The organism is Listeria cossartiae subsp. cossartiae (genome assembly GCF_014224155.1).
In the GTDB taxonomy this organism is placed as follows: domain Bacteria; phylum Bacillota; class Bacilli; order Lactobacillales; family Listeriaceae; genus Listeria; species Listeria cossartiae.
The window spans coordinates 50,877-77,043 of the sequence record NZ_JAASUI010000006.1 but is presented as its reverse complement, the minus strand read 5'-3'; the positions used below and the strand labels follow the sequence as shown (position 1 = coordinate 77,043).

General features: G+C 39.3%; 22 protein-coding genes and 1 other annotated feature. Of the genes, 20 read left to right on the top strand and 2 right to left on the bottom strand.

Annotated elements, in window-relative coordinates; translation table 11 throughout:
* Positions 1 to 15: 15 nt before the first annotated feature.
* The 6 genes from gatA to HCJ30_RS13770 all read left to right on the top strand — a co-directional run bounded on the left by gatA (position 16) and on the right by HCJ30_RS13770 (position 7,166).
* A complete protein-coding gene (gene gatA, locus HCJ30_RS13795) occupies positions 16 to 1,467 on the top strand; it encodes an Asp-tRNA(Asn)/Glu-tRNA(Gln) amidotransferase subunit GatA (protein WP_185392709.1) in 1,452 nt (483 codons plus the stop codon).
* Positions 1,468 to 1,478: 11 nt separating this feature from the next.
* Positions 1,479 to 2,909: an Asp-tRNA(Asn)/Glu-tRNA(Gln) amidotransferase subunit GatB gene (gene gatB, locus HCJ30_RS13790; protein WP_185392707.1), complete on the top strand. Its 1,431-nt coding sequence runs from the start codon at positions 1,479 to 1,481 to the stop codon at positions 2,907 to 2,909.
* A 143-nt stretch (positions 2,910 to 3,052) separates the two neighbouring features.
* A complete protein-coding gene (locus tag HCJ30_RS13785) occupies positions 3,053 to 3,985 on the top strand; it encodes a diacylglycerol kinase (RefSeq protein WP_008948100.1) in 933 nt (310 codons plus the stop codon).
* Between the two features lie 148 nt (positions 3,986 to 4,133).
* Positions 4,134 to 4,889 carry a hypothetical protein gene (locus HCJ30_RS13780; RefSeq protein WP_185392705.1) on the top strand — a complete coding sequence of 252 codons (756 nt, stop codon included), beginning with the start codon at positions 4,134 to 4,136 and terminating at the stop codon, positions 4,887 to 4,889.
* Positions 4,890 to 4,912: 23 nt separating this feature from the next.
* A complete protein-coding gene (gene rlmD / locus HCJ30_RS13775; protein ID WP_185392703.1) occupies positions 4,913 to 6,274 on the top strand; it encodes a 23S rRNA (uracil(1939)-C(5))-methyltransferase RlmD in 1,362 nt (453 codons plus the stop codon).
* Between the two features lie 337 nt (positions 6,275 to 6,611).
* Complete coding sequence (locus HCJ30_RS13770; RefSeq protein WP_185392701.1) at positions 6,612 to 7,166, top strand: molybdate metabolism regulator; 555 nt, start codon at positions 6,612 to 6,614, stop codon at positions 7,164 to 7,166.
* 30 nt (positions 7,167 to 7,196) lie between these two features.
* On the opposite strand, the gene HCJ30_RS13765 is transcribed toward HCJ30_RS13770, so the two are convergent.
* Positions 7,197 to 7,685 (bottom strand): shikimate kinase, encoded by a 489-nt coding sequence (locus HCJ30_RS13765; RefSeq protein WP_311769843.1) that lies wholly within the window; start codon positions 7,683 to 7,685, stop codon positions 7,197 to 7,199.
* A gap of 208 nt (positions 7,686 to 7,893) precedes the next feature.
* Here HCJ30_RS13765 and HCJ30_RS13760 point away from each other — a divergent pair, with 208 nt between their 5' ends.
* The 13 genes from HCJ30_RS13760 to HCJ30_RS13700 all read left to right on the top strand — a co-directional run bounded on the left by HCJ30_RS13760 (position 7,894) and on the right by HCJ30_RS13700 (position 20,495).
* Positions 7,894 to 8,403, top strand: a complete 510-nt coding sequence (locus tag HCJ30_RS13760; protein ID WP_185392699.1) for a hypothetical protein — start codon at positions 7,894 to 7,896, stop codon at positions 8,401 to 8,403.
* A gap of 132 nt (positions 8,404 to 8,535) precedes the next feature.
* On the top strand, positions 8,536 to 9,303 hold the full coding sequence (gene virB / locus HCJ30_RS13755; protein ID WP_185392696.1) for an ABC transporter ATP-binding protein VirB: 768 nt from the start codon (positions 8,536 to 8,538) through the stop codon (positions 9,301 to 9,303).
* Positions 9,293 to 11,272: an ABC transporter permease gene (locus tag HCJ30_RS13750; protein WP_185392694.1), complete on the top strand. Its 1,980-nt coding sequence runs from the start codon at positions 9,293 to 9,295 to the stop codon at positions 11,270 to 11,272. The genes virB and HCJ30_RS13750 overlap by 11 nt, the downstream gene beginning before the upstream one ends.
* 61 nt (positions 11,273 to 11,333) lie before the next feature.
* A complete protein-coding gene (gene virR, locus HCJ30_RS13745; protein WP_008948091.1) occupies positions 11,334 to 12,011 on the top strand; it encodes a two-component system response regulator VirR in 678 nt (225 codons plus the stop codon).
* Positions 12,012 to 12,081: 70 nt separating this feature from the next.
* Positions 12,082 to 12,957: an SDR family oxidoreductase gene (locus HCJ30_RS13740; protein WP_185392691.1), complete on the top strand. Its 876-nt coding sequence runs from the start codon at positions 12,082 to 12,084 to the stop codon at positions 12,955 to 12,957.
* Positions 12,958 to 12,978: 21 nt separating this feature from the next.
* Positions 12,979 to 13,437 carry a hypothetical protein gene (locus HCJ30_RS13735; RefSeq protein ID WP_185392690.1) on the top strand — a complete coding sequence of 153 codons (459 nt, stop codon included), beginning with the start codon at positions 12,979 to 12,981 and terminating at the stop codon, positions 13,435 to 13,437.
* A 16-nt stretch (positions 13,438 to 13,453) separates the two neighbouring features.
* Positions 13,454 to 15,196: an adenine deaminase gene (ade, locus tag HCJ30_RS13730; RefSeq protein WP_185392688.1), complete on the top strand. Its 1,743-nt coding sequence runs from the start codon at positions 13,454 to 13,456 to the stop codon at positions 15,194 to 15,196.
* A gap of 20 nt (positions 15,197 to 15,216) precedes the next feature.
* The gene (locus HCJ30_RS13725) at positions 15,217 to 16,257 is read left to right on the top strand and encodes a sensor histidine kinase (RefSeq protein ID WP_185392686.1); all 1,041 of its coding nucleotides are present in this window, start codon (positions 15,217 to 15,219) and stop codon (positions 16,255 to 16,257) included.
* 104 nt (positions 16,258 to 16,361) lie between these two features.
* Positions 16,362 to 16,602 (top strand) — a binding site (T-box leader).
* Between the two features lie 57 nt (positions 16,603 to 16,659).
* Positions 16,660 to 17,301: an amino acid ABC transporter permease gene (locus HCJ30_RS13720; RefSeq protein WP_185392684.1), complete on the top strand. Its 642-nt coding sequence runs from the start codon at positions 16,660 to 16,662 to the stop codon at positions 17,299 to 17,301.
* A gap of 10 nt (positions 17,302 to 17,311) precedes the next feature.
* Positions 17,312 to 17,959, top strand: a complete 648-nt coding sequence (locus HCJ30_RS13715) for an amino acid ABC transporter ATP-binding protein (protein WP_185392682.1) — start codon at positions 17,312 to 17,314, stop codon at positions 17,957 to 17,959.
* Between the two features lies 1 nt (position 17,960).
* Positions 17,961 to 18,776, top strand: coding sequence for an amino acid ABC transporter substrate-binding protein (locus HCJ30_RS13710; RefSeq protein WP_185392680.1), 816 nt, complete (start codon positions 17,961 to 17,963; stop codon positions 18,774 to 18,776).
* A 91-nt stretch (positions 18,777 to 18,867) separates the two neighbouring features.
* A complete protein-coding gene (locus HCJ30_RS13705) occupies positions 18,868 to 19,974 on the top strand; it encodes an iron-containing alcohol dehydrogenase family protein (RefSeq protein WP_185392678.1) in 1,107 nt (368 codons plus the stop codon).
* A 2-nt stretch (positions 19,975 to 19,976) separates the two neighbouring features.
* On the top strand, positions 19,977 to 20,495 hold the full coding sequence (locus tag HCJ30_RS13700) for a GNAT family N-acetyltransferase (RefSeq protein WP_185392676.1): 519 nt from the start codon (positions 19,977 to 19,979) through the stop codon (positions 20,493 to 20,495).
* Here HCJ30_RS13700 and gltC read toward each other — a convergent pair.
* Complete coding sequence (gene gltC, locus HCJ30_RS13695; RefSeq protein ID WP_185392674.1) at positions 20,492 to 21,379, bottom strand: glutamate biosynthesis transcriptional regulator GltC; 888 nt, start codon at positions 21,377 to 21,379, stop codon at positions 20,492 to 20,494. The genes HCJ30_RS13700 and gltC overlap by 4 nt on opposite strands.
* A 192-nt stretch (positions 21,380 to 21,571) precedes the next feature.
* Between gltC and gltB the strand changes: the two genes are divergently transcribed.
* Positions 21,572 to 26,164, top strand: coding sequence for a glutamate synthase large subunit (gene gltB, locus HCJ30_RS13690; protein WP_185392672.1), 4,593 nt, complete (start codon positions 21,572 to 21,574; stop codon positions 26,162 to 26,164).
* Positions 26,165 to 26,167: the final 3 nt, after the last annotated feature.

The following is a 26,167-nucleotide window of genomic DNA, read 5'->3' as shown; positions in this document are numbered from 1 at the left end:
AGGAGGGAAATTATTTTGGGTTTATTTGATTTTTCAGTAAAAGAACTACATGATAAATTAGTAAAAAAAGAGATTACACCATTTGATTTAGTATCAGAATCATTCAACCGAATTGAATCCGTAGAGGACAAAGTTGGCTCCTTTATTACATTAAATAAAGAAGCAGCCTTTGATGTAGCGGAAGAGCTTGGAGATGCTGGCATAGATCCTAACAACATGCTTGCAGGACTTCCAATCGGGATTAAAGATAATATCGTCACAAAAAGCTTGCGCACAACAGCAGCAAGTAAAATTTTAGAAAACTTCGATCCGATTTATGATGCGACCGTTGTTTCAAAATTGAAAAATGCACAAACAATTAATATCGGAAAATTAAACATGGATGAATTCGCGATGGGTTCCTCGACAGAAACATCGTATTTCCACAAAACATTTAACCCATGGGATTTATCAAGAGTTCCTGGTGGTTCTTCAGGTGGTAGTGCATCCGCAGTTGCAGCCGGCGAAGTATTATTCTCGCTTGGTAGTGATACTGGTGGATCAATTCGCCAACCAGCAGCTTTTTGTGGGGTAGTCGGAATGAAACCTACATATGGCCGTGTATCTCGTTTTGGTTTAATTGCCTTTGCGTCTTCTTTAGACCAAATCGGCCCAATTACAAAAAATGTAGAAGATAATGCGTATTTACTAGAAGCGATTTCTGGTTTAGATGCAAATGATTCTACATCCATTAACCAACCAGTAGAGCGCTTCTCAGATAGCTTAACTGGCGACATCAAAGGCTTACGCATCGGTGTTCCAAAAGAATATCTTGGCGAAGGCGTTGACCCTGGCGTAAAACAAGCTGTCTTAGATGCCCTTAAAACACTCGAAAAACTTGGCGCTACTTGGGATGAAGTTTCTTTACCGCATTCTGAATACGGTGTAGCAAGTTACTATATTTTAGCATCCAGTGAAGCTTCTTCTAACCTTTCTCGCTTTGACGGCGTTCGTTACGGATACCGTTCTCCAAACGCGACTACTTTAGAAGAACTTTATACAAAAACGCGTTCTGAAGGTTTTGGCGATGAAGTAAAACGTCGTATTATGCTTGGAACATATGCGTTAAGCTCGGGTTATTACGATGCTTACTACAAAAAAGCACAACAAGCACGTACATTAATTAAACAAGATTTCGTTAATGTATTTGAAAACTATGATGTAATTATCGGACCAAGTTCCCCGACAACAGCTTTCAAAATTGACGGCATGATCAATGATCCAATTACAATGTATTCCAATGATATTTTAACTGTTCCGATTAACTTAGCCGGCGTACCAGCTATTTCTGTTCCTTGTGGATTCTCAGATGGCTTACCAGTAGGCTTACAAATTATCGGTAACTACTTTGAAGAATCATTATTATACAAAGTAGCACATGCTTTTGAACAAGAAACAACATTCCATAAAGAAAAACCAAACTTATAGGAGGCGTAGCAATGAATTTTGAAACAGTTATTGGACTTGAGGTTCACGTAGAGTTAAAAACCAATTCAAAAATATTTTCTTCTGCGCCAGCTCATTTTGGAGCAGAACCAAATACAAATACAACCGTGGTAGACTTAGGTATGCCAGGTGTTTTACCAGTTTTAAATAAACGTGCCGTAGAATTCGGTATGAAAGCGGCAATGGCAATCAACTGTGAAATTGCGGAACATACAAAATTCGACCGCAAAAACTATTTTTATCCAGATAATCCCAAAGCATACCAAATTTCCCAATTCGATAAACCAATCGGCGAACATGGTTGGATTGAAATCGAAGTTGGCGGTAAAAAGAAAAAAATCGGCATCACTCGTCTTCATTTAGAAGAAGATGCTGGTAAAAACACGCATACATCTCATGGTTATTCATTAGTGGATATTAACCGTCAAGGAACACCGCTCATCGAAATCGTTTCTGAACCAGACATTCGCTCTGCAGAAGAAGCGTATGCCTACTTGGAAAAACTAAAATCAATCATTCAATACACTGGCGTATCCGACGTAAAAATGGAAGAAGGTTCGATGCGCTGTGATGCCAACATTTCTATCCGTCCAGTCGGTCGCGAAGAATTTGGCGTAAAAACAGAACTTAAAAACCTAAACTCCTTCAATAACGTGCGTAAAGGTATCGAATACGAAGAAAAACGCCAAGCAGAAGTACTTCTTTCTGGTGGCATTATCGAACAAGAAACACGTCGTTTTGAAGAAGCAACTGGAAAAACTTCCTTGATGCGTATCAAAGAAGGATCCGACGATTATCGTTATTTCCCAGAGCCAGACTTAGTAGATTTATTTATTGATGAAGCTTGGAAAGAACGTATCCGCGCTGAAATTCCTGAACTTCCAGATAAACGCCAAATCCGTTATATTAACGATCTTGGTTTACCTGCGTATGATGCAATGGTTCTAACGCTAACAAAAGAAATGTCTGATTTCTTTGAAGCAACTCTTGCAGCTGGAGCGGATGCTAAACAAGCGTCTAACTGGTTAATGGGTGAGGTTTCCGCTTACTTAAATGCAGAACAAAAAGAACTGCATGAAACAGGCCTAACACCAGAAAACCTAGCAGGCATGATTAAATTAATCGAGGCCGGCACAATTTCCTCTAAAATTGCCAAAAAAGTTTTCCGCGAATTAGCGCAAAATGGCGGCGACGCAGAGCAAGTTGTTAAAGACAAAGGACTTGTTCAAATTTCTGATGAAGGAGCATTACGCACAATCATCGGTGAAATTTTGGATAACAATGAACAATCTATCGTCGACTTTAAAAATGGTAAAGACCGTGCTGTTGGATTCTTAATTGGTCAAGTAATGAAAGCAACAAAAGGCCAAGCAAATCCACCGATGGCAAACAAACTATTATTAGAAGAAATGAACAAACGCTAAAAAAGCAAGCAGTGAGGCATTTCGCTTCACTGCTTGTATTTATTAGGAATTTATGGCGAAATTTGCTATAATATTACTATCATGTGTCAAAACGCGCTTTTCTTTTGAACAACGCTGTTTGAGTGAAGGAGAGGACGAACATAATGCAAAAACACGCTCGAGTTATTTATAATCCCACATCTGGAAGAGAAATCATTAAGAAAAACCTTGCAGATGTCCTTTCGATATTAGAGGAAGCGGGCTATGTAACATCTGCACACGCAACTACTGCAGAACCAGATGACGCCAAACGCGCAGCCGAAGAAGCTGTAAGAGATCGATTTGATTTAGTCGTAGCAGCTGGCGGAGATGGAACCATTAATGAAGTCATTAACGGGATTGCAGAAAAAGAATATCGCCCCAAAGTAGGGATTATACCAACCGGGACAACCAATGATTTTGCAAGAGCCTTACATGTTCCTAGAGACGTGATAAAAGCAACGAAGATTATAGCAGCTGGTCAAAGTGTAGCAATGGATATAGGTAAAGCAAACGAAACGTATTTTATTAATATTGGTGGCGGCGGTCGGTTAACAGAACTAACCTACGACGTTCCTAGCCGATTAAAAACAATGCTTGGACAACTTGCTTATTATTTAAAAGGAATTGAAATGTTACCTTCCTTGAAAGCAACCAAAGTAAAAGTAGAATACGATCAAGGTATTTTTGAAGGAGAAGTAATGTTTTTCCTACTAGGATTAACGAATTCAATCGGTGGCTTCGAAAAAATTGCCCCTGACGCCAAGCTAGACGACGGTAAATTTTCACTAATTATTGTAAAAAAAGTCAATTTAGCAGAATTTATCCGTTTAGTCACATTAGCGCTTAGAGGCGATCATATTAAAGAACCAAATGTCATCTATGTAAAATCCGAAAAAGTAATTGTCCATTCAGAGGACAAAATGTTAATCAACCTTGACGGGGAGCTTGGTGGGGAAACCCCAATGGCATTCCGCAATTTAAAACAACATATTGAATTTTTCGCAAGTGTGGATGATATCCCTGCAACCGATTTATTCATAAAAGAAAATAGCTAAAAACTGCCCAGCCTGGTAGTTTTTTTCTTTTAGCCTAAACGTCCTAATTGCAACATAGTAAAAAGGATGTAATTATTGTTAGTTATTTGTCTTATTTGCTTAAAACAAGTATAATAAGTAGTCTGACAAGAAATGAGGTGAATGCGATATGGCAAGTGAGCATTTATTTAAAAAAATCACGATGATAATAATCATCTTTATCATTGCTATCGCAGCGGCTGTTTTTTTCTTTTGGCAAGTGGACGCAGAAGAGCAAGCTCCAAAAGTAACGAAGGCAGAGCTAATTGAAAGTAACAAAGTATGGATAAACAACCAAATGCAAATTCCGATACAAGACAATATAATCTTATCCATCCCTGCAGCGAACACACAAACAACGATTGCCGCAAATGGAGATTTAATTTTAACTACAACAAACGAAGAAATTTTGAAAGAACTAGCGGCTTCTAACGATCGGTATAAAGATATCAAAGCATATCGCCTTCGGATTGAAGCAAAGAAAGTTTCCGAGTACATCACCAACACCAAATACCGCTACCCAACAACCACTATTCAGAAAAAATTGGCGAACTATGAAATTACAAGTGGTGAACGATCTGTCCAAACAGACAAAACACCATTAAAAATAGAAGAAACCGATAATAACGAAATAAAAGCATCTCTGAAAACTAGTTTTTCAAGCGATGACGCAGAAGTAGCAGCCGGCATTTTTAATAGCAGTATTCCAGATAAAGTGACGATTACAGATAATACAAAAGAGCTTATCATCACTAAAAATGTGACGATTTATCCAAAATCATTTGTATACGATTTTACCTTACAGAAAAATACGATGCTAGTTTTTAAAGAGCAAGAAGAAGCTGTGATTCAAGAACCAATCGGCATGGAATACATTATTAAGTAAAGCAAAGAGAGGGGCAAGGGACTTTGGAAGCATCCCTTTTAAAGAAGAACCAATCCATTGAACTAACAATTGAAGATTTAACGCATGATGGCAGTGGAGTTGGCAAAATCGACGGGTATCCACTTTTTATTCCCAATACATTACCTGGAGAAAAAGTGACAGCCAAAATTATTAAATTAAATAAAAATTATGGTTTTGCTCGGATGGAAAATATCGAAACGGTTAGCCCTAATCGCGTGGAACCACCTTGTGCGGTTTATTCGAAATGCGGCGGCTGTAGTTTGCAGCATTTAAGCTACGAGGGTCAACTTGAATTCAAACGAAATCAAGTGGAAGAAACGATGAAACGAATTGGTAAACTAAATGTAGAAGTACCAGCCGCACTTGGCATGGAGAATCCGTGGCGTTACCGCAACAAATCACAAGTGCCGGTCGGTTTCGTGAATGGCAAATTAACAGCTGGCTTTTACCAAAAAAGAAGTCATGCGATTATTGATATGTCTACCTGTTTGATTCACAATGAACAAGGTGATTTTGCTGTTCAAAAAGCACGAGAAATCCTTGCCAAATATGGTACAGAGCCCTACGATGAAAAAACAGGAAAAGGCGATATCCGCCATATTATGACGCGTTTTGCGCATACCACTGGGCAACTAATGATTGTATTTGTCACAACGAAAGAACGTTTACCTTTTAAGGATGAAATAGTTCGTGATTTGACAGAACAACTGGAATTAACATCGATCGTTCAAAATATCAACCCACATAAAACCAATGTCATTTTTGGTGATCGGACGAAAACACTTTGGGGGAAAGATATCATTGAAGATACGATTCATGGTATTAGATTCGCCATTTCGGCTCGTTCATTCTACCAAGTGAATCCACTGCAAACAGAGGTCTTGTATCAACAAGCAATCGATGCAGCTGAGCTAACTGGGGAAGAAACAGTGATTGACGCCTATTGCGGCATCGGCTCCATTTCCCTTTGCCTAGCCAAAAAAGCCAAGCATGTGTACGGGGTTGAAATTGTGGACCAAGCAATTCAAGATGCTCGGGCTAATGCAGAATTAAATGAACTCACGAATACAACGTTTGAAACAGGGAAAGCAGAAGAGGTCATTCCAGCGTGGTATAAAGCTGGAATCGTGGCAGATGTTTTAGTAGTTGACCCACCTAGAAAAGGCTGCGATGAGAAACTACTTGAAACGATTTTAGCGATGAAGCCGAAGAAAGTCGTTTATGTTTCTTGTAATCCAGGAACATTAGCTCGTGATATGAAAATATTAACAGATGGCGGCTACGTAGCGAAGAAAGTCCAACCAGTGGATATGTTCCCAATGACGACCCACATTGAAGCAGTCACTGTTTTAGATTTAAAATAAAGTATACAAAAACCGCCATAATGGGATAAATGGCGGTTTTTGTTTTCGAGTGTGTGTGGTTGACTAATAAATTAACAGACGAGATTAACAAAAATCAAGTCCAGTTTTTATTTAACCACGAAATAAAAAAATGGTCAAAGGTGTATAATTTAACGTTTATCAGATGTTTTGATTAATTTTTAACAATATTATCACATTTGGGTTAATTAAAATACAAAAACGGTGAAAAACGATCATAAAATTGTTGTAAAATTGTCATATTTTTTTCTCCTTTCAAATGAGAGCGTAATTTGGTAAGATGAATGTAGGAAGTTTCACATGAATGGAGGAAATGAGAATGGCGATTACGATGTATATTGACAAACCGAATGCCGCATTAAACAGCGAAACAACGCACCCGCATTTCAATGAGCACTTTAAAGCAAGTTTTTATTTAGATGAACAAGATACGTACGGTCCATTTGGCTATGAGGATGGCCTCGAGGTATTGCGCCGTTTAGAAGAATATTTTAGTGATAAAAGTGATCAAGGACTTCATTTAGCTGCTTTTCCAAAATACATGATGGAAACAGTGAAAAAAGCGAGCTATGTTCCAGCAAAAGATGATGGGGTAGACCGTTTGCAGCAATTATTGGCCGAGTTTGGTAGTGATGTTCGAACATCCGATAGAATTACTGTTTCGGCTGCTTTAGCACAAATCAAAATCACAGGTTATGTTTTGCCGGCGCTCCGTGATGCAGCTCTCGAGTCACTTCATCGCGAAATTGAATTGAATAAAATCGAAGGCATTGATGCGGGATATGCAGATAGTATGTTTTATGATTTATTAACATTTACAAAAGACTATACGTCTGTATTACCGGATATGTGGTGCAGACACTGTACAGAATAAAAAAACAGCGCTAGCTATTAGCGCTGTTTTTTACTTATCTAACATAGCCAAAATCGCTGCAGCAACTTCTTGTTGATTGCGATTATCAGTGTTAACAATGAAATCTGCGGAAGCTTGGTAATGGGCAACCCTTGGTTCAAAAATAGCGCGAATTTCTTCGGCTGATTTTTGTTGGACAAGTGGTCGCGTCGTGTCGCCTTTTAAGCGGTTCATAAATACTTCAGGATCTGTTTCTAAATAAATAACCGGATATGTATTTTTTAATACTTCTCTATTTTCAGGATTGAGAACAATGCCACCGCCTGTTGCGATAACGGCTTTGGTATTAGCTAATTCTTTTAATTTTTCATGTTCTAGACGGCGGAATTCTTTTTCACCATATTTAGCAAAAATGTCCGATACACTCATTCCTTGTTCGCTCGTAATTACTTCGTCGATATCGATGTACGGTAAATTAGCTAAGTTTGCGAGTATATTTCCAACCGTTGTTTTTCCAGCTCCCATGAAGCCAATTAAGATAACTTGATCGATGATGTTCTCCTCCTTTATTTGATTATTACATTTTACTACATAAAAGCATTAAAGAAATTATATCACAAATGCTAAAAAGGTCAACCGAAATTTATTATTTGGAGAGCTATTCTACAGAAAAAAGAAAGCCTCCTTTCCATTGTAGTATATTTCTAGTACAATAGAAATAATAGAGCTGTGAAACTGGAGGAAAAAAATGATAGAAGATGAGCTAGAACAAGCAGAAAAAACAGAGAAAATCGAATTTGGCGTAAATCGACGCTTGATTTTTTCCAGTTGTTTACTTTGGATGGCAGTGGGGTTATTGCTTTACGTTATTTTTAGTCATATTAAAGGTGTGAACGGCATAGAAGAAATCATTTTACTCGTGTTTATCGGGCTGTGTGTGTTACGTCCGTTGCTTCGTTTAATTAATCTCAATCCAACAGTAGAATTAACAGAACGGGGAGTTGCTTACCGTGGCGATTTCAAATCGTGGAATGAAATAAAAGCAACTGAATTGAAAAAGCCGGCGATTATGCTCTTTTCGCAAGGTAGATTAAAAATCATGACATCAATTAATGGAAGAGCGGAAATAGCCTGGGATATCGTTGCCGCGGATGTTTCCATCAGTTTAGAAGAATTGGAAAAACTCATTCAATCCATGCGAGAAACTTATACAGATGACGAAACAATTGGTACAGAAATCTTCGTAGAAAAGAAATAAGAAGAAAAATCATTTGTCTGTTTTTATTAAAATAGGGAGATGATTTTTTTGATAAATACAACTATAGCCCATAGTATCTTGGTTAAAAGTAAGGTAAAATAACCAAATAATGAACGTAACGGGAGGAATACAATGGAAACAGTGCTAAAGGCGCATAAAGTTAGAAAAGTATACGGATCCAAAGGAAATTTGTTTTCTGCGCTCGGAAGTATTAGTTTAGAAATACAAAAAGGCTCATTTGTTGGCATCATGGGTCCTTCTGGTGCGGGGAAATCTACGTTATTAAATGTGTTATCCTCCATCGATAAGCCGACTTCTGGAGAAATTGAAATCGGCGGGAAACTAATTTCTCAAATGAACGGGAAAGAGCTGGCGGTTTTTAGACGTGATCAGCTTGGTTTTATTTTCCAAGATTATAATTTGTTAGATACAATGACAGTAAAAGATAATATTGTTTTACCGCTAGCGCTCGCTCACGTAAAACAAGCAGAAATAGATGAGCGCTTTGAAATTATTGCGCGTCAGTTTGGGATTTATGAGCTGCGGAATAAATATCCTACAGAAATATCTGGCGGACAAAAACAAAGAACGGCGGTTTGTCGTGCGATGATTACAGAACCAACACTCATTTTTGCGGATGAACCTACAGGAGCACTTGATTCCAAAGCTGCGACAAACTTGTTAGAAGGACTTTCCCAAGCAAAAGATGTCCGCGATTCTACGATTATGATGGTAACGCACGATGCTTTTGCAGCCAGTTACTGCGAAAGAATTATGTTTATTAAAGACGGCGAAATTTTCACTGAAATCTACCGCGGAACAAGTTCGAGAAAGCAATTTTTCCAAAAGGTGTTAGATGTGTTGGCGCTTCTTGGAGGTGGCGAAAACGATGTTATTTAAAGTCGCGCTGACCAATATGCGAAAGAATTTTAATCAATATATTGTTTATTTTGTTTCGCTGATTGTCTGTGTGTTAGTGTTTTTTACCTTTGTTTCGTTATCGTATAATCCGCTCATTGAAACGGTATTTAAGCGCTGGGAGCTATTCGGACCAGCGATGTTTTCTTCTGCAAGTCTAATGTTGATATTGTTTATTTTCTTTTTTATCTTTTATTCTAATAGTTTTTTTCTCAAAAGACGAAAACGGGAAATTGGACTTTATTCATTGCTTGGTTTGCGGAAATCGCAAGTTGTTTTAGTATTGTTTTTTGAAAATGCGATGCTCTATATGCTGGCGACTTTGTTTGGGGTTTTAATTGGTATTTTTTCCTCTAAATTGTTTGCGATGGTTTTATTTTGGATTGTCGGCTTGGCGATAGATGCGGAATTTATTATCTCGTTTAAAGCGATTCTTGATACGATGCTCGTCTTCTTTAGCATCATGCTTTTTACATCTGTTTATGCGATTTTTATTGTCTTACGTTACAATTTAAGCCAACTATTTAAAAATGATGAAAAAGAGGAGAAAGTGGCTAAAGGTTCTTTCTTATTTATGCTAATTGGGCTAGCTTTGATTATCTTTGGTTATTATTTGGCAACGAGTAATATTGAAGAGTCGCCCATTTGGCTGAAGTATGATTTTTTTGATTTGATTTTAGTAATTATTGGGGCGGTTATTTTAGGAACTTGGCTGATGGTCAGGTTCGGGACGCCGTATTTAATCCGGAAATTATATAATAATAAGCATTTCTTTTATAATGGGACGAATATTATCGGCGTGACTTCGCTGCGTTTTCGCTTGAAGAAAAATGCTGGAACGATTGCGATGATTGCTGTGTTGAGTGCGACAACGCTGACGATAATTGGCTCGATGAGTAGTTTTTATGTACGGACAATCAATGATATTTCAGCGGAGAATCCTTCTAGTTATCAGGTGCTAGATATTTCAGCCAAAGAAGAAGCCGAGATTATTCAAACTATCCACGATGACCAAGACCATAAGCTAAAAAGTTTGATGGAAGCGGAGATGGTTAGCGCCGTACTGGAGTATAAAGATATTCCAAAATACAGGATGCGCATGGATAATATGATCCATACGGTTGTATCTGAATCGGAGTATATCCGAATCGGCGAACGGCAGCGGGCTGACTTTGAACGACCTAAAAAATTAGCATATGGGGATGCCATTTTACTCGGGAAAAATACCTATTATGCCCGAGCAGAAATTCAAGATAAATGGCTCACACGTAAAATGGTTGTTCAGTCGAATGAACCTTCTGCTAAAAACATGAAGCCAATCAAAGTCGTGGATTTTCGTGAGTTTTCTATTTTTAATACAGGAATTTCTTATGAAACACTCGTTGTATCCGATGACTATTATGATGATTTGGAACGACTTTTCCCACCGGAATCTGTTGAGATGTTTGATATCACGAATCCAAATCACAGTGAAAGTTTGGATAAAAAAGTGCAAACAATCGTGGACGGGGAGCCATCGTTATTCTCAGAAAATGTTTCTTCGTACTATACGAATTATCATTTGATTTCGACATTGGTAGGCTCGTTATTATTTATTGGTATTTTTATTGGTGTCGTCTTCTTTTTAGCAACAGGAAGCATTATTTACTTTAAACTCGTAACGGATGCCGTATCAGAAAAAGCCAAGTTTGATATTTTATTTAAGTTAGGTGTAACGGAAAAAGAAGTACGAAAGATCATTTCCAAGCAAGTGTGGCCGATTTTTGTTATTCCGTTATTTTTCGGAATTGCGCATTCGATGGCTGCCTTATGGGGTATTTCAATTAATTTAATGGACAATATTAAGTATCCCGTTTTAATTGGAACAGGCATTTATATTGTGTGTTATGCTGCATATTACTTCTTATGTATTGATTCTTTTACCAAAATTGTGATGGGTAATAAAAAGTAATTGGCTTTTACGGCTAATTCAGCTAAAATGAATAGAGAGTTCTGCTGAGGGGGTACTAGAAATGGTGAAGGTATATATCGTAGAAGATGATGAAGTAATCCGTGATACCATCCGGAAACATTTAAGTAAATGGGGATTTGAAATTGGCGTAGTAGAGGATTTTAACAATATTTTACAAGAGTTCTTATCTTTTGAGCCCCAATTAGTTATTTTAGATGTCAATCTTCCTTTCTTTGATGGGTTTTATTGGTGTAATCAAATCCGTGAAGTATCAAATGTACCGATTATCTTTTTATCATCGCGTAATTCACGAATGGACCAAATTATGGGCATGAATATGGGCGCAGATTATTATATTGAGAAGCCAGTTGATCTCGATGTACTAATGGCGCGGATTAACGCACTTTTAAGACGAACATATTCTTATGCAGATTTAGAAGAAGCTAACGTAATGGAGCACAATAATGTCTTCCTTCACATCGATACGAATACTCTCACACATTTAGAAGATAAAATTGAGCTAACTAAAAATGAATTTTTAATTTTATATGAACTAATGAAACAAAAAGGTAGCATTGTAAGTCGTGACGAAATTATGCGCGCACTTTGGGAAGATGAAAGTTTTGTGGATGATAATACGTTGACAGTTAACGTCGTGCGAATTCGTAAAAAACTAGCCGAAATTGGTTTAGGTGAATTTATCAAAACGAAAAAAGGCCAAGGTTATATGATTGAATGAGAAAGAAAACAGGAAGATAGCGCCAACAAACGCGAACTTCCTGTTTTTCGTAAATTAAGGAGGAGTCAAAATGAAAGTTTTAGTATTTGGTGGCACGCGCTTTTTCGGAAAGAAGTTAGTGGAAAGACTCATTTCGGACGGGCATGATGTAACTATTGGTACACGAGGAAAAACAGAAGATGATTTTGGCGATTCTATCAAACGGGTCGTTTTAAACCGAGAATCAAGAGATGATTTATTTCAATTAGCAAAAGAAGAATGGGATGTTATTTACGATAATATTTGTTTTTCTCCAAAAGAAGCGCTCTATGCAGTAGATGCTTTCAAAGGAAAGGTAAAACGATACATATATACGTCATCGCTTTCGGTATACAGTCAAAAAGGACGTGCACTAGTAGAAGATGACTTTAATCCAAAACATTATGAAATTGTGATAGGGGATAAGGAAGATTTCGATTACGGAGAAGGAAAACGACTTGCAGAAGCTGTATTTTTCCAAAAAGCTTCTTTTCCAGTTGTGGCGGTTCGCTTTCCGATAGTGCTTGGCCTTGATGATTATACGAAGCGACTGCATTTTCATATCGACCATATTAAAAATCACGAAGAAATTGGGATTAGTAATGGCCAAGCCGAAATTGGCTTTATTACCTCCGATGAAGCGGCGCATTTTTTAGCATGGGTTGGCGTAGAGTCTGATTTGACTGGACCAATTAATGCGGCTTCTGACGGCACGTATGCGTTAAATAGCTTTATCAAAATGCTCGAAGCGAAAACAGGCGAAGTGGCGCTAGTGGAATCAGTAACTGATGATGTGGACGATTCCCCATTTGGCCTTGAAAAAACCTATTACTTAGATAATACGAAAGCCAAAGAAGCTGGTTTCATTTTTAACGATTTACAAGAATGGCTACCGACTTTAGTGACGGATATTTTAAAAGAAAATTAATTTTGGAGGAAAAAATACACTATGTTAAACTTTGAAGAAAAAAAGGTGCTAATAGAAGCAATCGACGGTTTTGAACTGCATGAAATTTCTATGGGGCGCATCAATGTGCACTATCCAGCGAGTAAACGAGACAAAAAAATCATCGTCAAACATCTTCATCCTAATGGTAATGCTTTTGTCTACGCGCCATTTTTAGAAGTAGAGCCGCTCGACAAACAAGGCTATGTGAATGTGAAAGATTACTCGGAAAATGAAATTCGCGTTTTACTACTCGAAGCAAAAGAATTTATGGATAGTGACGAGGATGGCTATAAAGAAGGCTTAACAAAAATATACAAAGACAATAGCGGCGAAAAATTATCGCTCGTATACGAAAATAAAATGTGGGTTATTTATACAGGTGAAAATTTAGAAGCAGTTTTCCCAACTCTTGAAGCTGCGGAAGGTTACTTGCTTGATGAAGGTTTTTTTGAAGCTTAATTGACGGAGGTGAAATTTGGTGGAGAATTTAAAACAACTGCAAGAACGTGTTGCGGTCAGTGACGGTCGCGCAAAAGCAGATTTAGTTATTACAAACGGACGAATTATAAATGTTTTTTCTGAAGAAATCATGGACGGCGATATCGCGATTAAAAATGGCTATATCGCTGGAATTGGTGATTTTCCGGATGCAGAAAAAGTCATCGATGCAGCAGGGGCGTTTATTGCGCCTGGTTTTATTGATGCCCATGTTCACGTAGAAAGTGCGATGGTAACGCCAGCCGAGTTTGCCCGTGTGCTGCTACCAAATGGTGTGACAACCATCGTTACTGATCCACATGAAATCGCCAATGTTGCCGGAGAAAAAGGAATCGAATTTATGCTAGAAGATGCCAAAGGGGCGCCGCTAGATATGTTTGTGATGCTTCCTTCCTCTGTTCCAGCGACAGACGGCGAGCATAACGGCGAAACACTACATGCCGAAAAACTCCACCCATTGTATCGACATGAAAAAGTAATCGGTCTTGCAGAAGTAATGGATTTTCCATCCGTAGCCAAAGGTAGTTCGGATATTTTAACCAAAATTATTGATGCTAAAAAAGAAGGCGGTCGAATCGATGGTCACGGGGCTGGATTAACGAGCGCGGATTTGAATAATTATTTGGCAGTTGGAATTCGGACAGACCATGAGAGTACAACAGCGAAAGAAGCGACAGACCGGTTACGCGCTGGTATGTTTGTCATGTTGCGTGAAGGGACAGTCGGCCGCGATTTACTCCAAACGATTCCCGCCGTATCCGAAAAAAACAGCCATCGTTTTTGCTTTTGCACGGATGATAAACTAATTAATGATTTAATTACAGAAGGCTCGATTAACTATAATATAAGGCTTGCAATCAATAATGGAATCGAACCAATTACGGCTATCCAAATGGCGACGATTAATGCCGCCAATTGTCATAACTTACCATACCTCGGCGCGATTGCCGCGGGATACCAAGCCGATATCGTTTTCCTACAAGACTTAGAAACCGTAGAAATTAGCAAAGTCTTAAAAAACGGTGAATTAGTCGTAGAAAATGGCGTGCGTCACGAAGCGGCTTTCAAACAACAAGCAGTAGTGCCATTTGTGTCACCTCCCATCCATCATCATTTACAATTACAAGATTTAGTATTACCTTTAACAAAAGAAACGTGCTATGTCATCGGGATGCAACCAAACAGTTTATTTACCGAAAAACGTATTGAACAAGTCACAATCCAACATGGAAAATTTGTTCCTAACGTGGAAAACGATTTACTCAAAATGGCCGTGGTAGAGCGTCATCATGATACTGGTTGTGTAGGTGTTGGTATCGTAAAAGGATTTGGTTTAACAGAAGGCGCGATTGCCACGACTGTCGCCCATGATTCCCACAATATTGTCGCAGTTGGTGTCAGCGATGAAGCCATGAAAGCAGCAATTGATCATATTACTCAAACGGGCGGTGGAATTGCGGTCGTTGATGGCGCTGGAAACGTACTTCATGATTTGGCGCTTCCGATTGCAGGACTTCTAAGCGATAAACCGTACGAAGAAGTAGAAACGGACCTAGCCGGGCTATTAAAAGCCTTTAACCAAATTAGTAATGCCAAAGGATTTGATCCATTTTTAACTTTATCGTTCTTAACATTACCAGTTATTCCAGAGTTAAAACTAACAGACCAAGGTTTGTTTGATTTTGCTACGTTTCAAATTATTCCAAATGAAGTAAACTAACTATAGCGAGGAGGTACGATATGAACTGGTGGAGTTATATAAAAGATAAACGATTTTTCTTATTGTTTTTTTGCAGTATTATGTTTTTTGTCGGTGTATTAATTTCAATCGATCCTAATAGTAAATTAACACTTGGAAATTTCATTTACTTATATGTCTTTGTGTTAGTCTTCTTACTTTCATACCTCGTGCTCGGCTATTTCTTTAAATATAGTTATTGGCGCGAAATGAAAGAGCTAGTTAGCGGGGAGATTGAAGAAAACATTATTGAATTACTACCAAAACCGCGGACTCGCGAACAAGCATTTTTTAATCAGCTGATGGCGAAAAAGCATAAAGAAGAATTACGCACAATTAGTAAGTTACAAGATAAACAGCAAGAATACCATGATTTTATTTTATACTGGGTGCATGAAGTGAAAACCCCGGTCGTTGCAAGTAAAATGTTGATTAATAATCCAGATTTAAACGATACCGAAACGATTTTCAAACAAATCGATGAAGAATTAACGACAATTGATAAACTGGTTATGCAGGCACTTTATTTTTCACGACTGGATACATTCTCGAAAGATTACTTTATACAGGAGCAAAATCTTGGAGCAGTAGTGCGCGAGTCGGTCAAACGTCATTCAAAACTTTTCATTGGCAAAAAAATGAAGCTCGATTTGCAAAATGTGGATATCGATGTGCGAACGGATAGTAAATGGCTTGGTTTTATTTTGGACCAAATCTTATCTAATGCACTGAAATACACAGAAAGCGGCGGCGAAGTAAAAATTTGGTGTGATACGGAAGAATCTGGCAAGAAAGTGCTTCACATTAAAGATAACGGCCGCGGGATTAAAGAGGAAGACTTACCTCGTGTATTTGAACAAGGTTTCACTGGTAACATTGGTCGCCAAGAGAAAAAAGCAACGGGGATGGGATTATACCTAGCTAAACAAATGGCGAAAAAATTAGGCCACGAAATTTGCATCCAATCTCAAAGTGGCGTGGGAACAGAAGTGAATATCTATTTTGAGCAGAAGGATGACTATTTACTGATTGCGAAAGATTAAGAGAAAGTGGTACGCGAACGATGATAATTCGCGCACCACTTTTTTGTTTCATTAAAAACGGTTGACTCTGTCGCTTTATCGTGGTAGAGTATTAGCAAGAAGAAGTAAAAGCGTCGAACAGAACAAGTAGAGCGTAATTCTTTTTAAGAGAGTCCTTGGTTGGTGCGAAAGGATAAAGATAGCGTCATCGAACACATCTCGGAGCTGGTTTGCTGAAGCATAAGTGAGTAGGTGAACTCGGGGTAAGCCCGTTATAGCTTGTTAGTCTCGAACTAACGGAGGCTGGTACTGCGAAGTATCGGTAAATTGAGGTGGAACCACGTGAATAGTATTCTCGTCCTCTTGGCCAATTTGTGCCAAGAGCGACGAGATTTTTTTATGCTAAAAAAGGAGCGAAGAAATATGGATTATATCATGGGAATTTTACCAGCTTTACTTGACGGGGCAAAAACAACCTTACTCGTTTTTGCTGTGACGTTAGTTTGCTCGATACCACTAGGGGCTGTCGTAGCCGTTGGAAACATTAGCAAAATAGCACCACTTAAATTTATTTTAAATATTTACATTTGGATTATGCGAGGAACGCCATTACTTTTACAATTAATTTTTATCTATTATGGTTTGCCGATTATCGGCGTAGTATTTGACCGGATGGATGCCGTGTTTATTGCCTTTATTTTAAATTATGCTGCGTATTTTGCAGAGATTTTCCGCGGCGGCTTTCTATCTATCGAAAATGGACAATATGAAAGTGCGAAGGTTTTGGGTCTGACGTATGGTCAAACACTTCGAAAAATCGTCTTACCGCAAGTGGTTAAACGTGTCTTACCAGCGATTGGGAATGAGGTCATCAACTTAGTAAAAGATTCTTCCTTAGTTTATATCCTCGGAATCGGCGACTTATTAAGAGCAGGGAAAATTGCCATGAGTCGAGACGTTACCCTAATCCCACTCGTATTAGTGGCAGCAATCTACTTAGCATTAACTGCTATCCTAACCATACTATTTAAACAACTCGAAAAACGTTTTAGTTATTATAAATGAGGTGAAGAAAATGTTGGAAATTAAAAAATTATCGAAAAAATTTGATCAAAAAACGATTTTAGATAATGTGAATATAACCTTGCAAAATGGTGAAATACTTTCTATCGTCGGGCCATCAGGTGGCGGGAAAACTACTTTACTTCGCTGTATTAGTGGACTGGAAAAAATGGACGCTGGCGAAATTTTCATTGATGGGGAGAAAATTGACCCAATGTCACGCAAAGATGTCGAAAATACGATTGGTGTTGTGTTCCAAGAATTCCACTTGTTTCCACATTTAAGTGTTCTCGATAATTTGATTTTGGCGCCAACGCTTGCTCGGAAAACAAAAAAAGACGAAGCCATCAAAGAAGCAACAAGATTACTAGGATTACTCGATTTGGCCGATAAAGCGGAAAGTATGCCGTTCCAATTATCGGGTGGACAAAAACAGCGTGTAGCTATTGCTCGCGCGCTTGCGATGAACCCGAAAGTACTCTTGTTTGATGAACCGACATCGGCGCTCGATCCCGACTTACGTGACCACGTGGCAGCGTTAATTTTAAGTTTGAAGAAGGTTGGGATTACGCAGATTATCGTCACGCATGACCACACTTTTGCAGAAAAAGTAGCGGATCAAATGATGGAAGTCGAACCACTAAAAAAGGAGGCAATTTAAGATGAAAAAAGGACTATTAATAGCTGTAATGGCGGTTGTGATGTTAGCGCTGGGAGCTTGTTCCAGCAGCGAATCGAAAGAAGACCAATGGGAGCGAATCAATAAAGACAAGGAAGTCGTGATTGGTTTAGATGATAGTTTTGTACCAATGGGATTTCGAGATAAAGATGATAATTTAGTCGGTTTTGATATTGATTTGGCGAAAGCTGTTTTTGCGGAATATGGCATTAAAGCGAAGTTCACGCCGATTGATTGGACGATGAAAGAATCAGAACTGAAAAACGGCTCGATTGATTTAATTTGGAATGGCTATACTGTGACAGATGCTAGAAAGAAACAAGTCGCTTTTAGTAACGCCTACATGAAAAACGAGCAAGTGCTAGTAACGTTGAAATCGAGCAATATTAATCAATTTAGCGATATGAAAGATAAAACACTCGGAGCCCAAAATGGTGCAAGTTCGATTGATGATATGGCGAACAAACCAGAAGTGCTGACAGATATTATAAGTAACAATGAGCCAGAATTATATGATACCTTCGATACGGCTTTTATTGATTTAAATAACAAACGGATTGACGGTTTAATTATTGATGAAGTTTACGCGCGTTATTATATTGATAAACAAAAAAATAAAGACGATTACAACATTGTAACTGGCGGTTTTGATGCGACAGATTTTGCTGTTGGAATGCGCAAAAGTGATAAAGAATTACAAACAAAAATCAATGAAGCTTTTGAAAAATTATACAAAGAAGGAAAAATGCAAGAAATTAGTAAAAAATGGTTTGGTGATGACGAAATCGCCAAGCAGTAGCTAGTTTGACAGTAGGTTTAAGTTCCTATACAATTTGAATTATAAATGTCGCAGCCGAATATCCGACCGTGCCAGACAGAAGGGATGATTTTTGTTGAATAAAGAATTGATTGTTCGCGGAGCTCCGCAAGAGTATTTTTGCCAAGTTGGCGCGTGGAAAACGTTGCCCACTCATTTAGAACGCCGCGGTTTGAAAAATGTGTTAGTAGTTCGTGGAAATGCTTCTTGGGAAGTTGCTAAAAATAAATTCCCTGAATTATCAACGGTTACATCTACTTTTGAAGTATATAATGGTGGTTCTACCTACGAGGAACGTGATCGTCTGGTAGCGATAATGGAAACAAACAAGATGGATGCGATTATTGCAGTTGGTGGCGGGAAAATTGCCGATGTATGTAAAGCAGCAGCCGCGGTTTTACGTTTGCCAGTCATTATTTTACCTACACTTGCATCTACTTGTGCTGCCTATACACCGCTTAGTGTGATGTATGACGAAGCGGGCGCGATGATTCGTTATGATGTATTCGCTAGCAGTAATGCGTTATTATTAATTGATCCAGAAATGATTTTAGATTCTCCAAAAGAACTACTTGTTGCGGGAATTGGTGATACGTTAGCAAAATGGTACGAAGCAGATGTGATTATTAACTCTTTACCGAGCAAATCCGTCGAAATCGAAATTGCCCACATTGCTGCGAAAATGTGTCGTGATAACTTGTTGCAATACAGTGAAGAAGCACTTGCTGCCATGGATAAACAAGCCCTAAATGAAGCATTCGTTAAAATTATCGAAACCAACATTTTAGTTGGCGGAATGGTTGGCGGTTTTGGGGACGATTATGGTCGTTGTGCAGGAGCGCATTCGATTCATGACGCGTTAACGATGGTTCCAGAAACGCATCACTTATTGCATGGTAATAAAGTAGCGTATGGAATTTTAGTGCAATTAGTCATTGAAAATCGTTGGGATGAAATCGAACAACTATTACCTTTTTATTCCAAACTAGGACTTCCAACAAGTTTATATGATATGGGGCTTGCGACACTTGCGGATGAAACGCTTATTGCTGTTGCTAAGCGCGCTACTGAACCGCATGAAACAATCCATATGATGCCAGGTGAAATGACGGCAGAGGTCGTGTTAAATGCGATGAAACAACTGGAAGATAGCATGGCAATGAAACGAGTGACGAAGTAAAAATGATTATTCGGAAAGAACAACCACAAGATTATCAGGCGATTCGTCACGTGAATGAGGAAGCTTTTAATGGTAGTGTAGAAGCTGACTTAGTTGAAAGCATTCGGACATCTGACTATTACCAGCCGGGATTATCTCTTGTAGCAGAATCAGAGGATGGTCGCATTGTTGGCTATATTATGTTTAGCGAAATTTCGCTTGAGACAGCTGGGCGTAGCAGGTTTATTTTAGCCCTTGCCCCACTAGCCGTTTTACCTGAATATCAGGGGAAGCGAGTGGGTTCAAGGCTAATGGAAGAAGGAATCCGGTTATCACGCGAAAAAGCATATCCGGCCATTGCTGTACTTGGACATGCTGATTATTATCCGCGATTTGGATTTATTCCTTCTGAGCAATTTGCGATTCCAGCGCCATTTGATGTGCCTGCTGAATACTTTATGTTGTTAGAACTGTATGATGCCAGTTTAGAAAATTTAGCAGGAACGATTCATTATCCAGCTGCGTTTTCGGTAAATGCTTAATTAGAAAAGAACGAAATAATAAACGAACGGAACAAATTCTCGGAAGGGGATAGGTTCCGTTTTTTTGTCGTAATAATCCCAACCGAACGGCGCAATTCTTTGTCGCGCAACGCAATACTTTTCGTTTCTTTAAAAATCGCACCATCTAAAATCATTTCCGGTAAAATGCTAATACCAAGTCCAGCCCCGACCAGCCCTTGAATCGTATAAAAATCTCTACTTTGAAAAGCAATTTGCGGCGCGAAGCCTTTTTTATTGGCGGCTTTTGTTACGATTTTATATAAATCAAAGTCTTCCGGGTAAAGAACGAATTTTTCGGTAGCAAGTTCTTTTAGGGAAACATTAAAGTTTTCAGCAAGCGGATGATTCTCGGGAACGATTAATTTCAATTTCTCATCAAAGAAACGAATGGCTTCGATTTGGTCACTAGATTCGGGGACGGGGGATAAGAAAGTCATATCAAGCGCGCCGTTTAGCAACATTTCGGTAAGCTCTTCATTGGTTCCTTCCATAAATTTATAGGTGATTTGCGGATATTTTTCCCGGAAAGTAGAAATGACGGATGGCAAAACTTTGGTCGAAAGCGAGTTAGGTAAGCCAACGCGGACGGTTCCTTTTGCGGGATCGGTGTATTCCGTTACGAGCGCTTCGGCTTTTTGCAATTCATTTAAAGCGATGGCGGCTTGCTTTAGAAACTCTTGACCGACACTTGTAAGTTGCATATTTCTACCAACACGGTCAAATAAATGCACACCGAGTTCTTCTTCCAGTTTCGTTATCTGTCTACTTACGGCAGATTGGGCTACGTGCAAATTCTCACTAGCTTTGGTCATATGCTCGACGCGGGCTACTTCCATAAAATACTTTAATTGTCGTAGTTCCATTTCTTACCTCCGATTGTTCTCAAAATGAGATTGTTTTATTCTATTATATATATTGTTTCGATAAATGAAAAGGAATAAAATAGATACTACAAGAAATGTAAGGTAAGCTGAATCGCTGGTTAATTGTCAGTTAATTTGAATAATTACCAGAAAGACCTACAAAGATTCGGTTTTTGAAGAGGAGGAACTAGGATGAAACAAACTAATTTACCAAAAAAACACGGCCTATACAATCCAGAAAATGAACACGATGCTTGTGGAATTGGCTTCGTAGCAAATATTAAAAAGATTTCCTCTCATAAAATTGTCGAGCAAGGGATTCATATGCTTTGCCAATTAAAGCACCGCGGCGGAGAAGTTGGTGGAGATACGGGCGATGGAGCTGGTATTTTACTTGAAATTTCTGACTCTTTCTTCCGACGTGAATGTAGCAAATTAGGAATTCATTTGCCTGAAAAATATCATTATGCTGTTGGGATGTTTAATTTCCCGCAAACTAAAACCGAACGCGAATGCTTAATGGCTGAAACAGAAAAACTGATTGCGAGTGAAGGACAAATTTTTCTTGGCTGGCGCAAATTGCCAACGGATGTAACAAAGGTTGGCGCGGGTGCAAGAGAAACAGAACCAGCAATTTATCAATTATTCATTCAAAAAAATGCTGAGCTAGATGAAGCGGGATTTGAACGGGCACTTTATTTAATTAGAAAACAAGTCGAAAAGTTTGCTGCGACTTCTGAACAAATTACAGAAACTTTCTACGTTCCAAGTTTATCAACGCGAACGGTTATTTTTAAAGGAATGTTACTACCAGAACAAATTAATCAATATTATTTAGATTTAGCGGATCCGGCTTACGTATCAGCTTTTGCGCTAGTGCATTCGCGCTTTTCAACGAATACGTTTCCTAGTTGGGAGCGGGCGCATCCGTATCGTTATTTAATTCATAACGGTGAAATTAATACGCAACGTGGCAATGTTAACTGGATGAAAGCTCGGGAGAAAAGAGCAGAATCTGGCTTACTTGGTGACGATTTAGCGAAGTTACTTCCAATTATTGATGAAAGTGGTAGTGACTCAGCGACTTTGGATAATGCGCTGGAATTTTTAGTGCAAGCTGGGCGTTCGTTACCTCATGCGGCGATGATGCTTATTCCAGAACCTTGGGACAAAAATCCGCACATGACAGATCCGAAACGCGCTTTTTACGAATATCATAGTACGCTAATGGAGCCGTGGGATGGACCGACTTCGATTTCATTTACGAATGGTCGCGTTATCGGGACTATTTTGGATAGAAATGGTTTACGTCCGGCGCGTTATTATGAAACGAAAGACCATACGATTATTTATTCTTCGGAAACGGGTGTTGTACCAGTTGAGCCGAGTGAGATTATTCGCAAAGAAACGGTTGGCGCGGGGACAATGCTATTAATCGATTTAGAAGAAGGACGCATTGTGACGGATTCTGAATTAAAAACAGAACTGACAACTGAAAAGCCTTACCGTGAATGGCTGAATGCGGAAATGACGGAGATTGCTGACTTAGTGCCAGCAGATTTACGTTATGAAGCGATGGATAAGTCCGAACGCTTTAAAAAACAACGCGCATTTGGTTACACGCAAGACGAATTAAATAAAATTTTGATTCCGATGGTAACGGAGAAAAAAGATCCAATGGGCGCAATGGGTTATGACGCACCACTTGCCGTTTTAAGCCAACGTCCGCAAGTATTATTTAATTATTTCAAACAACTTTTTGCTCAAGTAACGAACCCGCCAATTGATGGGATTCGTGAAGAAACGGTTACTTCTGCAATGACGCTGCTCGGGGATGAAGGAAATATTTTAAATCCTACGGCGAAAAATGCGAACCGAATTCGATTGAAAACACCAATTTTATCACGAAAAGAATTTGCGGCACTTGCACAGCAAACGAAATTCGCGAAACAAACGGAAACGTTATCGATTTTATTTAAAGCAGAAGAGCGTGACAGCTTAGAGGCGCGCTTGGAAGCATTGTTTATAGAAGCCGATAAAAAAATCGCAGGCGGCGCAGAGTTGCTTGTATTAACAGATGATGGCGTGGATGCGGATTGGATTGGTATTCCTTCATTGCTAGCTGTAAGTGGCTTGCATCATCATTTAGTCAAAGCAGGAACGCGGACACAAGTTAGTATTATTGTGAAAACAGCGGAAGCCCGCGATGTGCACCAATGTGCGTTATTAATTGGCTACGGGGCGGATGCAGTATTCCCAAGTCTAGCTATTGATACATTTGATGGCTTAATTAAAGAAGGTCGCATCAAAGGCTTTACGCTTGATGAGGCGGAAAGTCGCTATATTGAAGCTATCACGGACGGCATTTTGAAAATTATGTCGAAAATGGGGATCTCAACTGTCCAAAGTTACCGAGGTGCGCAGATTTTTGAAGCTATCGGAATTGGCGATGATGTGATTAAACATTATTTCCCAGGAACAGCTTCCCAAATTGGCGGGATTCCACTAGAAGTAATTGCCCAAGAAGCTTGGTTACGTCACCGCGAAGCCTATCATGATATTGGCTACCAAAGTTTCACGCTGAATACTGGCGGCGAGTATCAATGGCGTTCCAATGGAGAATACCATGTATACAATCCACTGGCGATTCATTCCTTGCAACAAGCGACGCGCGAAAATGACCGCGAAACGTATAATTTATATTCAGATTTAATGCAAAATCAAAATAATGCCTTTTTAAGAGGGCTGTTAACTTTTACAAGTGATCGCAAGCCGATTCCACTGGACGAGGTAGAGCCAGCAGAAGCGATTTTCAAACGATTTAAGTCAGGTGCGATGTCTTATGGTTCAATTAGCCAAGAAGCTCATGAGGCGCTTGCTATCGCGATGAACCGCATCGGCGGAAAAAGTAATAGTGGGGAAGGCGGCGAAAACCCGAACCGCTTTACACCGGACGAAAATGGCGACTGGCGTAGAAGTGCCATCAAACAAATTGCCTCTGGTCGTTTCGGCGTAACAAGTCATTATTTGGTCAATGCAGAAGAACTGCAAATCAAAATGGCTCAAGGCGCAAAACCGGGCGAGGGTGGACATTTGCCAGGGAATAAAGTATATCCATGGATTTCGAAAACACGTGGCTCCACAACAGGTGTTGGCCTTATTTCGCCACCGCCGCATCATGATATTTATTCGATTGAAGATTTATCGCAACTAATTTTCGATTTAAAAAATGCCAACCAAAATGCGCGCGTTAACGTGAAGCTAGTTTCGAAAACCGGTATTGGTACGATTGCTGCTGGGGTAGCGAAAGGGAATGCCGACGTTATTTTGGTAAGTGGTTATGAAGGTGGAACTGGTGCTGCCGCAAGAACGAGTATCCGTCACGCGGGTGTACCGTGGGAAATCGGCTTAGCGGAAACGCACCAAACTTTACTTCTAAATGGCCTAAGAAACAAAGTCGTTGTCGAAACGGACGGAAAACTAATGACTGGGAAAGATGTCTTAGTTGCCGCAATGCTAGGAGCGGAAGAATTCGGGTTCGCCACTGCGCCACTTGTAACACTTGGTTGCGTTATGATGCGCGTTTGCCATTTAGATACATGTCCAGTTGGTGTAGCAACACAAAATCCAGAACTTCGTAAAAAATTCAATGGTTCCGCAGACTACGTAGTAAACTTCTTCCATTTTATTGTTGCAGAAATGCGTGAAATGATGGCGGAACTTGGCTTTAGAAGTTTGACAGAAGTAATTGGACATAAAGAGTTACTAACGACCCACGAGAAAAAAGAGGCGCATTGGAAAGCGAAATACATCGACTTTTCGAATATGCTTTACAGTGATGATTTCTATAAAAATCAAGTCCAATATTGCACCAAACAACAAGATCATAAAATCGACCAAACACTCGATATGCGCGAAATTGTGCCATTAATTAAACCGGCACTTGAAAACGGTGAAAAAGTAACTGGAACTTTCGCTGTACGCAACATTGACCGTGCGATTGGGACGATTGCTGGATCCTTTATTAGTAAAAAGTACGGCGCAGAAGGTTTGCCAGAAGATACGATTTCGCTTGATTTTGTTGGTTCAGCAGGTCAAAGTTTTGGTGCTTATACGCCGCTTGGTATGACGCTGCGAATCCACGGCGATGCCAATGACTACTTCGGTAAAGGGCTTTCTGGTGGTAAATTAATTGTCAGTCCAGATGCGAAAACACCAATCAAACCACATGATTCTGCGATTGTCGGAAATGTAACGCTATACGGTGCAACTGGCGGACATGCTTATATGCACGGAAAAGCGGGTGCGCGTTTCGCCGTTCGGAATAGTGGTGCGACAGCTGTCGTAGAAGGTATTGGCGACAACGGTTGTGAATATATGACAGGCGGTGCAGTCGTTATCCTCGGAGAAATTGGCGAGAACTTTGCGGCCGGAATGTCTGGTGGAGTAGCTTACATTTATACTAACAATAAACAAGAAACTACTACTAAAATCAATCACGAACTAGTAAACAGCCGTTCCAAGTTAGCTGCGTCTGAATTAGCTAAATTGAAGCAGCTAATCGAACAACACGCAAATCTTACAGGAAGCGAGTTTGCCAAAGCCATTCTCAGCAATTGGGAAGCGGAGCAAGCGAATTTCATCTTCGTTATTCCAAATGAATATGAAATGATGCTAACAAGAATCACAACGCTTGAACAAACTGGAAAAACACACGATGAAGCAGAATTACAAGCTTTTTATGAACATAAAGATGGAAAATTAGTTGCCGGAGCGGCGAAATAGAGA

Excerpts from the sequence above, each read along its gene's own strand:
- gatB (WP_185392707.1), top strand. The coding sequence starts at position 1,479 with ATGAATTTTGAAACAGTTATTGGACTTGAGGTTCACGTAGAGTTAAAA.
- HCJ30_RS13785 (WP_008948100.1), top strand. The coding sequence starts at position 3,053 with ATGCAAAAACACGCTCGAGTTATTTATAATCCCACATCTGGAAGAGAA.
- HCJ30_RS13780 (WP_185392705.1), top strand. The coding sequence starts at position 4,134 with ATGGCAAGTGAGCATTTATTTAAAAAAATCACGATGATAATAATCATC.
- HCJ30_RS13770 (WP_185392701.1), top strand. The coding sequence starts at position 6,612 with ATGGCGATTACGATGTATATTGACAAACCGAATGCCGCATTAAACAGC.
- HCJ30_RS13760 (WP_185392699.1), top strand. The coding sequence starts at position 7,894 with ATGATAGAAGATGAGCTAGAACAAGCAGAAAAAACAGAGAAAATCGAA.
- virB (WP_185392696.1), top strand. The coding sequence starts at position 8,536 with ATGGAAACAGTGCTAAAGGCGCATAAAGTTAGAAAAGTATACGGATCC.
- HCJ30_RS13750 (WP_185392694.1), top strand. The coding sequence starts at position 9,293 with ATGTTATTTAAAGTCGCGCTGACCAATATGCGAAAGAATTTTAATCAA.
- virR (WP_008948091.1), top strand. The coding sequence starts at position 11,334 with ATGGTGAAGGTATATATCGTAGAAGATGATGAAGTAATCCGTGATACC.
- HCJ30_RS13740 (WP_185392691.1), top strand. The coding sequence starts at position 12,082 with ATGAAAGTTTTAGTATTTGGTGGCACGCGCTTTTTCGGAAAGAAGTTA.
- HCJ30_RS13735 (WP_185392690.1), top strand. The coding sequence starts at position 12,979 with ATGTTAAACTTTGAAGAAAAAAAGGTGCTAATAGAAGCAATCGACGGT.
- HCJ30_RS13725 (WP_185392686.1), top strand. The coding sequence starts at position 15,217 with ATGAACTGGTGGAGTTATATAAAAGATAAACGATTTTTCTTATTGTTT.
- HCJ30_RS13720 (WP_185392684.1), top strand. The coding sequence starts at position 16,660 with ATGGATTATATCATGGGAATTTTACCAGCTTTACTTGACGGGGCAAAA.
- HCJ30_RS13715 (WP_185392682.1), top strand. The coding sequence starts at position 17,312 with ATGTTGGAAATTAAAAAATTATCGAAAAAATTTGATCAAAAAACGATT.
- HCJ30_RS13710 (WP_185392680.1), top strand. The coding sequence starts at position 17,961 with ATGAAAAAAGGACTATTAATAGCTGTAATGGCGGTTGTGATGTTAGCG.
- HCJ30_RS13700 (WP_185392676.1), top strand. The coding sequence starts at position 19,977 with ATGATTATTCGGAAAGAACAACCACAAGATTATCAGGCGATTCGTCAC.
- gltC (WP_185392674.1), bottom strand. The coding sequence starts at position 21,379 with ATGGAACTACGACAATTAAAGTATTTTATGGAAGTAGCCCGCGTCGAG.
- gltB (WP_185392672.1), top strand. The coding sequence starts at position 21,572 with ATGAAACAAACTAATTTACCAAAAAAACACGGCCTATACAATCCAGAA.